Origin of the sequence: Dinoroseobacter sp. S375, from assembly GCF_049800775.1 — a bacterium.
In the GTDB taxonomy this organism is placed as follows: Bacteria; Pseudomonadota; Alphaproteobacteria; order Rhodobacterales; family Rhodobacteraceae; genus Dinoroseobacter.
Genome location: NZ_JBNAFR010000001.1, coordinates 825,403 through 838,273, shown reverse-complemented (window position 1 = coordinate 838,273; position 12,871 = coordinate 825,403). Strand labels below are relative to the sequence as shown.

The 12,871-nt window shown below is 66.2% G+C and carries 13 protein-coding genes; 8 read left to right on the top strand and 5 right to left on the bottom strand.

The genetic code is table 11. The annotated features are described in order from the left end of the window. Positions 1–21: 21 nt before the first annotated feature. Positions 22–219, bottom strand: a complete 198-nt coding sequence (locus tag ACP150_RS04025; protein ID WP_424965256.1) for a hypothetical protein — start codon at positions 217–219, stop codon at positions 22–24. A 92-nt stretch (positions 220–311) separates the two neighbouring features. Between ACP150_RS04025 and ACP150_RS04020 the strand changes: the two genes are divergently transcribed. Both ACP150_RS04020 and ACP150_RS04015 read left to right on the top strand, forming a co-directional pair. Continuing rightward, the gene (locus ACP150_RS04020) at positions 312–1,211 is read left to right on the top strand and encodes a LysR family transcriptional regulator (RefSeq protein ID WP_424965255.1); all 900 of its coding nucleotides are present in this window, start codon (positions 312–314) and stop codon (positions 1,209–1,211) included. 75 nt (positions 1,212–1,286) lie between these two features. Further along, positions 1,287–2,171: a DMT family transporter gene (locus ACP150_RS04015; RefSeq protein ID WP_424965254.1), complete on the top strand. Its 885-nt coding sequence runs from the start codon at positions 1,287–1,289 to the stop codon at positions 2,169–2,171. On the opposite strand, the gene ACP150_RS04010 is transcribed toward ACP150_RS04015, so the two are convergent. Further along, positions 2,168–3,046 carry a LysR family transcriptional regulator gene (locus ACP150_RS04010; RefSeq protein ID WP_424965253.1) on the bottom strand — a complete coding sequence of 293 codons (879 nt, stop codon included), beginning with the start codon at positions 3,044–3,046 and terminating at the stop codon, positions 2,168–2,170. The two genes, ACP150_RS04015 and ACP150_RS04010, sit on opposite strands and share 4 nt — an antisense overlap. 104 nt (positions 3,047–3,150) lie before the next feature. Here ACP150_RS04010 and ACP150_RS04005 point away from each other — a divergent pair, with 104 nt between their 5' ends. Continuing rightward, positions 3,151–4,152 (top strand): hypothetical protein, encoded by a 1,002-nt coding sequence (locus ACP150_RS04005; protein WP_424965252.1) that lies wholly within the window; start codon positions 3,151–3,153, stop codon positions 4,150–4,152. 58 nt (positions 4,153–4,210) lie between these two features. Here the strand turns inward: ACP150_RS04005 and ACP150_RS04000 are convergent, their stop codons facing one another. After that, positions 4,211–4,717, bottom strand: coding sequence for a methyltransferase family protein (locus ACP150_RS04000; protein ID WP_424965251.1), 507 nt, complete (start codon positions 4,715–4,717; stop codon positions 4,211–4,213). Between the two features lie 161 nt (positions 4,718–4,878). Here ACP150_RS04000 and ACP150_RS03995 point away from each other — a divergent pair, with 161 nt between their 5' ends. Both ACP150_RS03995 and ACP150_RS03990 read left to right on the top strand, forming a co-directional pair. Then, positions 4,879–5,688, top strand: a complete 810-nt coding sequence (locus tag ACP150_RS03995) for an alpha/beta fold hydrolase (protein WP_424965250.1) — start codon at positions 4,879–4,881, stop codon at positions 5,686–5,688. Between the two features lie 126 nt (positions 5,689–5,814). Continuing rightward, positions 5,815–6,591 carry a hypothetical protein gene (locus tag ACP150_RS03990; protein WP_424965249.1) on the top strand — a complete coding sequence of 259 codons (777 nt, stop codon included), beginning with the start codon at positions 5,815–5,817 and terminating at the stop codon, positions 6,589–6,591. A 10-nt stretch (positions 6,592–6,601) separates the two neighbouring features. Here the strand turns inward: ACP150_RS03990 and ACP150_RS03985 are convergent, their stop codons facing one another. Next, complete coding sequence (locus tag ACP150_RS03985; RefSeq protein ID WP_424965248.1) at positions 6,602–7,291, bottom strand: GNAT family N-acetyltransferase; 690 nt, start codon at positions 7,289–7,291, stop codon at positions 6,602–6,604. 312 nt (positions 7,292–7,603) lie between these two features. Between ACP150_RS03985 and ACP150_RS03980 the strand changes: the two genes are divergently transcribed. The 3 genes from ACP150_RS03980 to ACP150_RS03970 all read left to right on the top strand — a co-directional run bounded on the left by ACP150_RS03980 (position 7,604) and on the right by ACP150_RS03970 (position 11,877). After that, positions 7,604–7,771, top strand: a complete 168-nt coding sequence (locus tag ACP150_RS03980) for a hypothetical protein (RefSeq protein ID WP_424965247.1) — start codon at positions 7,604–7,606, stop codon at positions 7,769–7,771. 170 nt (positions 7,772–7,941) lie between these two features. Continuing rightward, positions 7,942–8,988: an AraC family transcriptional regulator ligand-binding domain-containing protein gene (locus ACP150_RS03975; protein WP_424965246.1), complete on the top strand. Its 1,047-nt coding sequence runs from the start codon at positions 7,942–7,944 to the stop codon at positions 8,986–8,988. Positions 8,989–9,117: 129 nt separating this feature from the next. Further along, complete coding sequence (locus tag ACP150_RS03970; RefSeq protein WP_424965245.1) at positions 9,118–11,877, top strand: hypothetical protein; 2,760 nt, start codon at positions 9,118–9,120, stop codon at positions 11,875–11,877. 51 nt (positions 11,878–11,928) lie between these two features. Here the strand turns inward: ACP150_RS03970 and ACP150_RS03965 are convergent, their stop codons facing one another. Further along, the gene (locus tag ACP150_RS03965) at positions 11,929–12,852 is read right to left on the bottom strand and encodes an SMP-30/gluconolactonase/LRE family protein (RefSeq protein WP_424965244.1); all 924 of its coding nucleotides are present in this window, start codon (positions 12,850–12,852) and stop codon (positions 11,929–11,931) included. Positions 12,853–12,871: the final 19 nt, after the last annotated feature.

Below are 12,871 nucleotides of genomic sequence, written 5' to 3'. Positions count from 1 at the left end.
ACCAATACCTTGCGCCGGAGGTCAGGGTCCGCGCGAGCCGCGCAACCAGGCCCGCAGCCGCAGTGTCAGGCGCGATGGCCGCGCAGAGGCAAGCACCAGTCTGTCCCGGGCATCCGCGGCGGCCCGCACGCGGGCGGCTTCTTCCAGCGCGGCGAAGACCCGGGCTTCGTCCTGGGCATGGCTAGGCATGTCGTCCTTGGGCTCTGGTCCTTCGGTCATCACATCCTCCCACGGGGGCCGGGGTGAGCTTGACAGACGGAAGCGCTCATTGAAAATACAGGCTTCTTATGCCCTGAATTGGAAAAACTCATATGCTGACCCATCGCCAGATCCGCTACTTCCTAGCCGTGTCCGAAGCTGGGCAAGTGTCTGCGGCGGCGCGGGCGCTCAACGTGTCGCAATCGGCGGTGACCCTGTCGATCAAGGATATGGAGGCGCTGCTTGGCACGCCGCTCTTTGAACGTCTACCCTCGGGCGTGCGCCTGACCCGGGCGGGACAGCAGTTCCGCCACCATGCCCAGACCATCGCCGCGTCTTTCGAGGCGGCGATGAAAAGCGTCTCGGCCCGGGATGAAACCCTGACGGGCACGGTGCGGCTCGGCATGAGCTGGACCCTGTCGAGCTATTTCGCCATGCCGGTGATCGAGCAATTCTCGCGCGAGCATCCGCATGTCTGCGTGACCCTGACCGAAGATCTGCGCGCGCAGCTCGAGCAGGATCTGCTGGCGGATCGTGTGGATCTGGCATTGGTCCTGACCTCGAACCTGTCGCCGGATCTGGGGCTGAGAAGCCGGACCTTTCGGCGGTCCCAGCGGCGGCTCTGGGTCAGCGTCGATCATCCTCTGACGCGGTTGAAACGGGTGACGCTGGCGGATGTCGCGCGCTATCCATATGCGATCCTGCGCTCGGATGATGCCGAGAAGCAGGGGCTGGCCCATTGGACCGACGCGACAGGGCACCCGGAGATCAAGCTCACCTCGGCCTCGATCGAAGCGGTGCGCAGCCTTGTCGCCTCCGGTCAGGCGGTGACGATCCTGAGCGACGTGGTCTACCGCCCTTGGACGCTGGAGGGGCGCCGGGTCGAGACGATTGATCTGGTCGAGACGATCCCCACCATGGATGTCGGCATTGCCTGGAACGGGGCGCGGAAGCTCTCGCCGGTGGCCCTGCGCCTGCGCGAAGCATTTGAAAAATCAATTCCAAGTATCTAGAAGCTGAATTTTCAATGTATCGGATGGTCTGGCAAAGCGGGGACAATCATCCCCGAGGTTTGCCCCATGTCCCCCATGCCCCCCAGTGCCCGTTTCGTGGTTCGTCCCAGCCCGCTGGTGCAGGGCGTGCTCTGGATGGCGGGGTGCCTCGCGTCCTTCATCGGCATGGCCATCGCCTCGCGGGAGCTTGCCGACAGTCTCTCGGTGGTCCAGATCCTGTTTTTCCGGTCGCTCGTCGGGCTGGCGATCCTGGCCCTGTTGGCGCGCAAAGTCCTCCCGGCCTGCCGCCGGGCAGAGCGGATCGGTCTGCATCTGATCCGCAACCTCATCCATTTTGCGGCCCAGTATTGCTGGACGCTCGGGGTCGTGCTGCTGCCTCTGGCAGAGGTGTTCGCGCTGGAATTCACCATGCCGGTCTGGGTCGCGATCTTCGCCTTTCTGTTGCTGGGCGAGCGGATACATCGCGCGCGGCTGGTCGCGGTGCTGGGCAGTTTCGCGGGCGTGCTGGTCATCCTCCGCCCTGGGGTCGAGATCATCGATCCGGCGGCTTTTGTCGTGCTCGCGGCGGCCATGGGCTATGGCCTGTCGATCGTGCTGGTCAAGCGCCTGACAGAGAGCTGCCCGCCGCTGGCCATTGTCACCTGGATGATCGTGATGCAGCTGCCCATGGGGTTCGGACTGGCCCTGATGGACTGGCAGAGCCCGTCCCTGCCGGACCTGCCCTGGATCCTGCTGGCGGGGCTGACCGGGCTGAGCGCGCATTACACCATGGCACGGGCCTTGCGGCTGCTGGAGGCGTCGACGGTTGTGCCCATCGATTTTGCCCGCGTGCCTCTGATCGCGCTGATCGGGTTCTGGGCCTATGGCGAGGCGCTCGATCCGTGGCTGGGTCTGGGGGCGCTCATGATCTTTGGCGCGAACTATTATGCCTTGCGGCGGGAGGCCCGGGCGCAGGTCTAAAGCGGGGGTTGCCCGAACTCGGCCAGCACCCAGCCGAGGGTGCGGCGCAGTCCGCGGGCTCGGCCATGCTCGGACGTCCAGCAGAGGTACAGCGCCTCGCCCGTGGGGGCCGGTGCCTGCCAGAGCGTGACAAGGTCCCCCGCCGCGAGGGCGTCGTCGATGAGGTGCCGGGGCGCCATGGCGACCCCATGCCCGTTGCGCGCCGCATCCAGCGCCAGAGCCGAGCGGTCGAAGTTCAGCAGGGTTGCGGGGCCCGGGAACCCCTCTGCAGTGATCAGATGCTCCCACCGGCGCTTGGCATCCTGCAGAAGCGGCAGCGCGAGGATCTGAGCAAGCGAGAGGGCCCCCGGCGGACGCGGCAGATCCGGATGGCAGACCGCCAGAAAGGACAGCTCCACCAAGGGGCGCAGCTCCAGATCGCGGGTCTTTGGCACAAGCTCCCCGGGCAGGATCGCAAGCTCGTTGGGTCCCAGCGGATGCGCCAGCGCGGTTTCCTGTACATCCGTGGTGATCGAGAGATCGGGATGGGCCGCGCGGAACCGGGCCAGACGCGGCATGAGCCAGCGCGTCGCAAAGGAGGGCCCGACCCGAAAGGTGATCGGGCGATCCGCTTCGTGCAACGCGCGGGTCGCGGCCTCGATCCGGGCCAGGGGCGCGGCGATCTCGTCATGATATGCGGCCCCCGCTGCGGTCAGCCGCACACCCCGCGCAGCCCGGTCAAAGAGCCGCGTGCCAAGCGCCTCCTCCAGCCCCTTGATCCGCTGGGACACCGCCCCGTGGGACAGGTTCAGCGCGTCTGCCGCCCGCTGGAAATTGCCGAGCTCTGCGGCCATGGCGAAGATCTGCAGGGCGTTGAGGTTGATCGACTTGGTCACGGGACCTCTAGGTCTTAGGTTTTCTATTGCCTCGTTCAGAAGAACTGCTTTGTCAAATGCTCGGTCGCTTGCGATCACGGGGCGACACAGCGGAGGGCGACGCGATGACACTCACCACCCGACCAGCCGGACGCGCGGATCTCGACCCGCTTGCGGACCTGCTCTGCCACTCAGCGAGAGGGTTGGCGGCGCGCGAACCCGCCCTTTGGCCCCTTGTTGCCGACCCGGAGACCGAGATCCGCGCCACGCTGGAGCGTCAGGTTGCGGGCGAAGACACGCCGCTGCGCCAGCGCTGGCTGCTGGCCGAGGATGGGGGCGAGCTGCTGGGCGCTGTCCACTCCTTCCTCCTGCCGGTGCCGCCGATCTATGCGGGGGCGCTCGGCTCGCCGGGGTTGATCCTGCAGGATGCCACGTTGCGCCCGAACGCGCCCGAAGCGGCGCGCGCGACCCTGTTGGCGGCTGCCGAAGCGGATCTCGCGGCGGCCGGGGCGCGGATCCTGTTGACCGCGAGCGTCGCGGAGGGAGATTGGCTGCCCTGCCACGCCGCGCAGGGGTACCACCCGCTGACCCTCTATCTCGCTAAGGCGGGGCTGGCCGAGATGGCGGTGCGCCCCCCGGTCCGGTCTGCGGCAGAGGGGGATGTGCCCGCCATTGTCGGGCTCAGCGCCACGCACCGCCGGATCATCGCGGATCTCCATCCCCGGTTCTGGCAGACCCATGAGGCGGCTGATGCCCGCTTCGGGGCATGGATGACGCGAAGCCTCGGCCTTGCGGATCGGGACATGTTCGTGGCCGGGGAGGGGGCCGTGCAGGGCTATGCGATCTCGCAGCCGATCACCGCGATGCATGTCTCTGCCGGGCACCGGATCGCGGGCATGGGCATCATCGACGACTTCTACCATGCCGCGCTGGAGGATCCGCTCAGCCTCGGGACGGGGGCGGATGAGGCGGCCGCGCTTCTGCGCACCGCCGAGGCGGCGCGGCAGGCCCGGGGCGATGGGGCGGTCTTTGTGGTCTGCCCGGCGGCATGGCGCTCCAAGATCGCTTTGCTGGAACACTCGGGCTATCGAACCGCCCTGATCTGGTCGATCAAGATCCTCGACTGAGACGCAGCACGACGCCGGACCCCGAGGCCCGGCGCGCTGTTCTGTCGGGGGATCGGGCTCAGCCGAGGCTGGATCCTACCCGTGGGCGCAGGCCGGGGATCAGCATGGGCACCGAGGCCTGATAGGCCTGATAGCGCGCGCCATAGGTCCGCACGAGGGCGCGTTCCTCGAAAAAGAGCCCAACGAAGATGTAGAGCGTCATCGATCCGGCAAAGAGCAGGTGCCCCAAGGTCAGATGCGGGGTCGCAAACAGCAGGATCACCACGCCAAGCTGCATCGGGTGCCGCACGATGCGGTAAAGGGCCGGGGTCCGGAATTCCGGCGCGGGCATGGGCTTGCCGCGCAGATGGGTCCAGATCTGGCGCAGGCCAAAGAGCTCGAAATGGTCGATCAGGAAGGTCGACCAGAACACGATCCCCGCGCCGAGTGCGAAAAGCGCATAGAGGGCAAGAGCGGCGGGCCCCTCGACCTGCCAGATCGTTCCGGTCATCGGCTGCCAGAGCCACATGGCGAGGGCAAGGCACAGGCTCGATTGGACCACATAGGTGCTCCGCGCCCCCGCCACCGGTCAGATCCCAGCGCGGTCCAGGGGCAATCCTCACGCAATCCCCATGCAGGCCTCAAGCTTCGCGGTGTGGCTCTGGATTACGAGATGACAGCGCCGGGCAGAGCCCCGGCCCCTCGCAACCCACGCGCATGCCGCGTCCCAGTCAGGAAGTCATGACCATGAAAGCCCCATCTTTCAGCGCTGACCATGCGGGCGCGCGCCCTCTGCAATCCACTGCTCCGATCTTCGCGATCCACGGCACCGCCAGTACCGGGCGTCAGTGGCAGAGCCTCGCGGCCTGTCTCGGGTCTGCATCTGGGGTGATCGCGCCGGATCTGCCCGGCTACGGCGGGACCCCGCCCGATCTCGACCGGCTCTCCTATCTGGAGGCCGCACTCTGGCAGGTCCCGGGCCCCGTGGACGTGGTGGCGCATTCCTTCGGGGGCGCCGTGGCGCTGATGCTGGCCAACCGAAACCCCGAGCAGGTGCGCAGCGTCACGCTCTACGATCCGGTCATGCCTGTGACGGATGCGCGGGGGCCGGCCTGTATGGCACCGGATCTGCGCGCGCTCTGGACCGGGCTGCGCGGGCAGCCTGCGCCGGTGACGATGGCCCGGTTTCTGGATTTCTGGTGCGCGCCGGGGATGTGGGATCGCCTCTCGCCCCAGCGGCAGGCGGGGCTCATCGCCTTGAGCGGTTCGCTCACCCGGGATTTCGAAGAGATCTGCGCGGGTGTCTGGACCGTGCCTCGCCCGGATTTTCGCGGCCCGGTGACCGTGCTGCGCGGGAGCTGTTCGCCCCGGGTCACGGTGGATGTCAGCGACCGGATTCTGGCGCAGTATCCCAAGGCGCGCTGCAGCGTGATGCCGGGGCTTGGCCATATGGCGCCCCTGACCCATGCAGATCAGGTGAACCCGGCGATCGCCGCAGCCCTGTCCGGGGTGCCGGCGCGCTGCGCGGCACTGTGCGCGTTGCGATCCGCTGCCTGACGGGGCCCGCCCGGTCACGGACCGGCCTCCGGGCGGGGTGGGTCGACACCTCTCCAGGGCCGGGCACGGTTGATGTTGCGCGCAACTGCCCCATCCTTAGCAGCACCCCTGTCAGGAGGCCCTGCCATGCTGCGCGTATTCGCAATACTGACCCTCATCCTGCCCGGAACGCTGCCCAAGGCGGCCACGGCGCTCGATCTCAGGCATACGGGCACGTTCGAGATCAACCATCCCTCGAGCCTCGATTATGACCCGACCTTTTGCGGGCTCTGGATCGCGAATGAAGGGCCCGAGGTGATCCTCGTGACCCTGGACGGGCTGGAACTGCGGCGGTTCTCCTCGGATCTCTTCACGATCAAGGCGATCACCATCGAGGGCGATGCCCTCCTCGTGGCCGATGGCGCGGGGATGTTCCAGCGCCTGACCAAGAATGGCGAGCCCCTCGGCGCGCCCTTCCGCAGCAGCCTCGGCTGGGCCGATACCGAGGGTCTGGCCGTGGACGGGTCGGGCAATCTGGTGATGGTCGAGGATGATCCGGAATACCTCACCTGGATGACGCCCGAGGGCGAGGTGCTGCGCCGGATCGACACCATGACCCTGAACCCGCCCCTGAGCGAAGCGCAGGGCATTGCGCGGGATCCGCGGACCGGGCACCTGTTGATTGTGGATGACCGCGAGGGCACCAACAGCCTGTATGAGTTCGACACCGAGGGGCAGTTGCTCTCGACCGCGTCGCTTTTGCCCTATGGGATCGATCCGGAGGGGATCGCGATCCGCCCCGGTTCAAACCAGCTTTTCGTGGCCTTCGACGTGGGTGCGCGGATCGCGAGTTTCGATTACACGCCCACCCTGCCCGAGGGGGCAGAGGCGCTGCCCCCGGCGGGTGATTGCATGATGATGTGACGCGGCGCGCTCAGGCGATCTGCGCCACGTTCACCTCAGCGCGCTGCGCGAAGCTCAGACGTTCATAGAGCTGAATGGCCACCGCATTATCCGCATAGGTATGGAGGAAGGGCCGGTCCCCATCGGCGCGGATCTGGCCGATCATGGCGCGGATCAGGGCCGTGGCGAGGCCCTGGCCCCGGTGCTCGGGATGCACGCAGACCCCGCTGATCTCGCGCAGCCCGGCAAAGCCCATGCGTTGCCCGGCCATGGCGATCAGGGCACCGTTCTCGCGCAGGCCGATAAAGGTGCCCAAGCGATAGGTGCGCAGCTCGAACGGTCCCGGTTGGGTCAGCTGTGCCAGGGCCAGCATCTCGGGCGCATTCGCAGGACCTAGGGTCAGACTGTCGATCTCTGCGGCGCTGGCGTCGTCGGTGGCAACCATCTGCACCCCCTTGACCAGGCTCAGCAACTCGCGACCCGGAGGGATCGGGATCTCGGCGACCTGCGTCACGAGGACCGGGGCCGCGCGCCGGGCGATGAGCGCGGCCAGATCCGCCTGATCCTCGGGCGCATCGCTGGCCGCAGCGGCAAAGGGGCCGATCTCGGGCTGCAGCATTGCCGCGCCATTCCGGGTCAGGGCATGGGGTTGCCAGCTTTCGGCAAAGGACGCGCGCACGGGCGCATCCAGCAATCGGGGCAGAGTGGGGTCATCAAGCATTGCAGTCTCCAAACAGGCAGGGCCGCGACAGAAGGGCCCCGAGATAGGCCCGGTCTAGCGATGCGCAGACATGTGTGCTCGAGGACAGGATGGGGATTTCATGAGGGTTCTCCAATTGCCAATCCTCCGAGCGGAAAAGGCTGCGCGGCCCGGGCAATGCCGCCTTTGCGGGCTGGCCGCTGCAAAGAGCCTGTTTTGGTCCGGACCACGCCGAGCGCAGGGTTGGCGACAACCATGCCCCTTCCAGAATTCCCGGCGCGGATGTCGCGCGCTCTCCGTTAGGAGCCTGTCGATGCGAACGACCGGGCATCGATGGGAGCGGCACGCAGCCTGCATCCTCTGGTCAGCGCCATGGCGGCACGGGCACAGGCCGGGTTGTGGCAGGTCCCGAAGGGGCACGCTCAGCCCTCGGATGCGCGCGGGGGCCTTGCGGGCTGGCATCTGCCCGAACGTTGTTCCGGCACCTATTGGGATGCCTGAAGTCCCGCTATTGAGGGTTCCGGGGCGCGGAACACCGCAGGGGATCCCCGCAACAAGACCTGCTCTCTCGCCCTATTGTCTTGTCCGCGGAAACTGCCACCTCTAAACTTGCTCAAATGCGGGGATTGCCGCCGCCGCCCCCGGAGTGAGCGCAGACGGAAAAGAGACCGATGAAGCGTGCAGCCCCAATTGCAGATGACGGTCAGGAATCTGTTCCCAATTACTGGCTCAGCAGCCTGAAAGAGGTGCCCCATCTGGGCCCCGGCGCGCTCGCGGCTGCGCTGGAGGCAGCGGGGCTCGAGACACGGGTTCTGGACACCCCCGGCGAGATGGTCCCCCTGATGCAGGAAATCGCCGTGGTCGAGGCGCTGGCCCGGCAAAGCGATGATCCGCTCTTTGCCCTGAAACTCGGGCTGGCGGCCAGGGCCAATACCGGCTCCATCCTGTCCTATATCCTGTTTGCGTCCCCCACCTTGCGCGCCGGGCTCGACCATATCGCCGAATTCGTGCGGCTGACGCGCCCGCGCAGCCGGGTCGAGATCCGCAGCGAAGGGGCCACCACCGAGTTCCGCATGGGGCATCCGGCCCCGAGGGTGCAGCGCGCGGTCCATTACCGCGAGTTCGTTCTGGGCAGCATCCTCAACAGCTGGTCCGCGGCCACCCAAGCGCCGGTGCAGCCCCAGCGTGTCCATGTGGCCGCCCCGATCGGGCATCGTGCTCGGGCAATCTCGGGGGCGCTGGGCTGTCCGGTGGAGGATGCCACGGGCTATACGGCGATCGTCCTGAAATCCTCGGCGCTCGATCTTCCGATCCGGTCGAGCGATGCGCATCTGCTGCTCCATCTGACGGAGTATGGCCGGCTGATCCTGTCGCAGCGGCGTCCGGATCCGACCAGTACCCGGGAGCGGGTCTTTCAATACCTGATGCGCCGCTTCCATGCGGGGTTGCCCCGTTTGCAGGACGCCGCCGAGGCGCTGGGCCTGTCGGAGAGGACCCTGTCGCGCAAGCTCGCCGAGGAGGGGACGACCTTTAGACTGGTGATCGACGAGACGCGGGAGGCCATGGCAGCGGCCCTGCTGGAAGACCCCAGTGTCTCGCTGACCGAGATCAGTTACCTTCTGGGCTTTTCCGACCCGAGCAGCTTCTCCAACGCCTATCGGCGCTGGACCGGGCGCCCGCCGATCTCGGCCCGCGCGCCACGGCAGAAATCCGCCTAGCCAGCCAGGCGGCGGGTCCGAGCAAGTCTTTGGCGCGTCGGCCCAAGCGAAACGCGCCCCGCCCTGCCATGTGACCTCCAGAGCCCGCAATCACCGGGCTGGCCATCAATTGTTGCTGAGAGGAAAACAATGTCCAAAGGGACTTATGAAGAATTTCGCGATGCGCTGCGGGCGTTTGAATCCGGCTGGGATCGGGATCGGTACGACAACGGCATCATCATCGACGCCCAGCTCGACCAGTGGGCCGGTGGGCCGGTCACCGAGTTCTATCCGGGCTATAGCAGCTGGGGTGACCTGACCGACGCGGAATGGGATGCGATGTCCTATCGCTCCACCAACTCGCTGGGATTTGTTGGATACCAGTTCGGCGAGGCGTTGCTGATCGACCTCGGATACTACGATGATGACGTCTATTACCTGGGCGGCGATACGATCAATCGCTGGGATGGCGACTGGACCGGCAAGGCCGGTGTCACCTCGCTCGACGACTTCATGACCGCCGAGGCGCAGGAGGTCGCGATCCAGGAGGCGTTCGGGTTCAACCTGCAGATCATCGAGCAGCAGCTCGGCTATCAGGGCTACAGCCTCGATGACTTCATCGGCGAGACCTTCACCTATCAGGACGTGGATGGCTCGACCGTCTCGGTCGAGATCACAGTGACCGGCCTGATGGCGGCCTCGCATCTGCGGGGCGCGTTCGGCACGGTCAACCTGCTGCTCGGCGGCGGGGCGTCCACGGATGAGAATGGCACGTCGATCCTGCGCTATATCGAGGAATATGGCGGCTATGACAGCCCGAGTGTGGACGAGGCGATTGCCTTCTTCGAAGACCGCAAGACGGGCGATGAGGGGCTCGGCACGCCCGGCGGTGACGGACCCGGCGACGGCACAGGTGATGGTTCGGGCGATGGCTCGGGCGATGGTGGCGACACTGGCGGGACCGGGCCCTCGGGCAATGGCGATGCCAACGTCACCAAGGAAACCGCGGATGTCGTGATCACCTGGTCCTATGGCAGCGATACCGTGATCTCGGGTTTCGACCCGGCCACGGATACGATCTTCATCGACTGGATCGGGGCGGATGCCCTGGAGGTGGTGGAATACACCGCCGATGAGGGCACTGCGTTCGGCGTGACCTTTTTCGTGCCCTCCAACAACCAGTCTACCACGCTGGAGAATGTCTCGCTCGGGGATCTCTCGGCGGCCAACTTCACCATTCTGGATGACACCGCCGCGGCGGAGGTTCTGGGCCTGATCGGGGATGGCTCCAGTACGGGCGACGGTGACGGGCATGGTGATGGCGATGGCGGTGACGGCGATGGCCATGGTGACGGCGGCGATGGCGATGGCGGCGATGGTCACGGGGATGGCGGCGATGACGGGCATGGCGATGGCCATATGCATCAGCATGTCTACATCAATCTCGACACGCCCGCGCAGGTGATCGACGGCTTTATGCCCGGCATGGGCGACATGATCGAGATCGAGGCCGATGTCACCGCCGATGCCTTCAACATATTCGAGGAATCCGGCGATGCGCTGGGCCAGACGGTCCGGATCGAGCTGACCCAGAACGGTCAGACCAAGCAGATCGTGTTCACCGGGTTTGGGCTCGACGATCTGACGCTGGCCAATATCACCGCCGCCAATCAGGGGGTCCAGAACGAGATCGCCGCGGCCCTCGGCGCGGTCAACACGACCCCCGAAGATGGCGAGGGCTACACGCTCAGCTATGACAATGACGGCTCCAACCCGCCTGAAACCACCGGTGCGACCGAGGCGGGCGGCGTAAAGTACAAGGCCGACAGCAATGCCGATGACATCGTTGGCTTCGACACCACGCGGGACGAGCTGGATTTCGGCGGCACCTCGGTGCATGGCATGATCATCACCAAATCCGAAGCCGGTGAGATCGTGATCGACAGCCCCTGGTCCGACGCCGCGCAGATCGTGCAGGGCGTCACCTATCAGGATGTTACCATCGACAGTTTCGGTGTGGTCGGGAACGAGCACCTGCGCCAGGATCTCGGCGGGGTTGTTTCGTGGGAGCAAGGGGTCGGCCCCCGCGCCGATGACACGGTCTATATCCGCAGCCACGAATACGGGGCGAGCGAGGTGATCGACAGGTTCGACCCGACTTCCATGAAAATCAGCTTCCTCTATTTCGGCACCCGCGAGCGGCTGAATGTCGAGGACAGCGCCGAGGGGCTGGTGATCTCGTCGCTGCCCAGTGGCCAGAGCTTCACCTTCACCGGGGTGACCAAGGCCGAACTGATCCCCGGCATGGTCGAGTTCCATTTCGACCAGGTGATGGAGGACAACCTCGAGGATCCGTTCGGCTTCGACCAGAATGACGTCACCTTGGTGGACCGGACCATGCTGCTGACCCCCGAGGCCCCCGCTGGGGCGAGCACGGACGGGTTCCAGACCCGGACGGGCGATCTGACCGGGTCGATCTATGAAGGCGATGGCGGCGATGGCGGCGATGGCGGCGACGATGGCGGTGACACCGGCGGCGACGGAGGGGACGGCGGGGACACTGGCGGCACCCCGGGCGAGGGCGACACCGTGGTCTTCTCCGATGGCACGGCCGAGGCCTACACCCTGGGCTGGAGCTATGGCTCGACCACCACGATCACCGGGTTCAATCCGGCCGAGGACACGTTCGACTTCGGCTCGTTCTCCGGCGACCAGATCGCCGTGACCGAGCAGGAGGACAGCCTTGTCTTCGAGGTGCTGGGCAATGGTGGGGATTTCGTGGTGCTCGACGGAGTGCAGGCCGAAGACCTCACGGCACAGAGCCTCAACGCGCCGTCCTGGAGCGGGATCCTCGACGAGACGAGCCCGCTTGTGCAGGCGCTGACCGATCTCGGGATGGATCTGGGATAAGCATCGGGAGGGGCCATTGGCCCCTCCTTTCGTCCGGCTAAGCGGTCCGGGTCACAGCCCGTTGACGTTGAGATAGACCGCATAGAGCGAACTGGTCGCGGCCATGAAGCGACGGTTCTTCTTGGCCCCGCCGAAACAGACATTGCCCACGATCTCCGGAAGGTGGATCTTGCCGATCAGCCGGCCATCGGGGGCAAGACAGTGCACGCCATCCGCTGCCGAGCTCCAGATCCGGCCATCCCGGTCGAGCCGGAACCCGTCGAAAAAACCGTTCGTGCAGGTGGCAAAGACCTCTCCACCCGAGAGGCGCGTGCCCCCGTCGGCCACGTCGAAGCGCCTAATATGCGCCGGGCCGTCCGGATCATGGGTGCCGCCTGTATCGGCGATGAAGAGCGTCTTTTCATCGGCGGAGAAGGCCAGCCCGTTGGGCTTTACGAAATCCGTGGCCATCGCCACCACCGCACCGGTGCCCGGGTCTATCCGATAGACATGGCAGGCGCCGATCTCGCTCTCGGCGCGGTCGCCCTCGTAGTCCATCATGATCCCGTAGGACGGGTCCGTGAACCAGATCGCGCCGTCCGAGGTCACCACCACATCATTGGGCGAATTCAGCCGCTTGCCCTCCACTCGGTCGGCGAGCACGGTGACGCTCCCGTCAGGCTCGGTTCGCGTCACGCGCCGGGTCAGATGCTCGCAGGAGACCAGCCGCCCCTGCGGATCGACCGTGTTGCCATTGGTGTTGTTCGAGGGCTGGCGAAAGACCGAGACGGATCCGTCCGTCTCGTCCCAGCGCATCAGCCGGTTGTTGGGGATGTCGGACCACAGCAGGTAACGCCCGGCGGGAAACCATGCGGGTCCTTCGGACCAGCGCGCCCCGGTCCAGAGCCGCTCGACCCGGGCATGGCCGATGAAACAGGCGGCGAATTCGGGCTCGATCACCTCGAACCCCGTGCCCTCGATGACGCCGAAAGTCATGGCGCGTCCTTTCCATGGA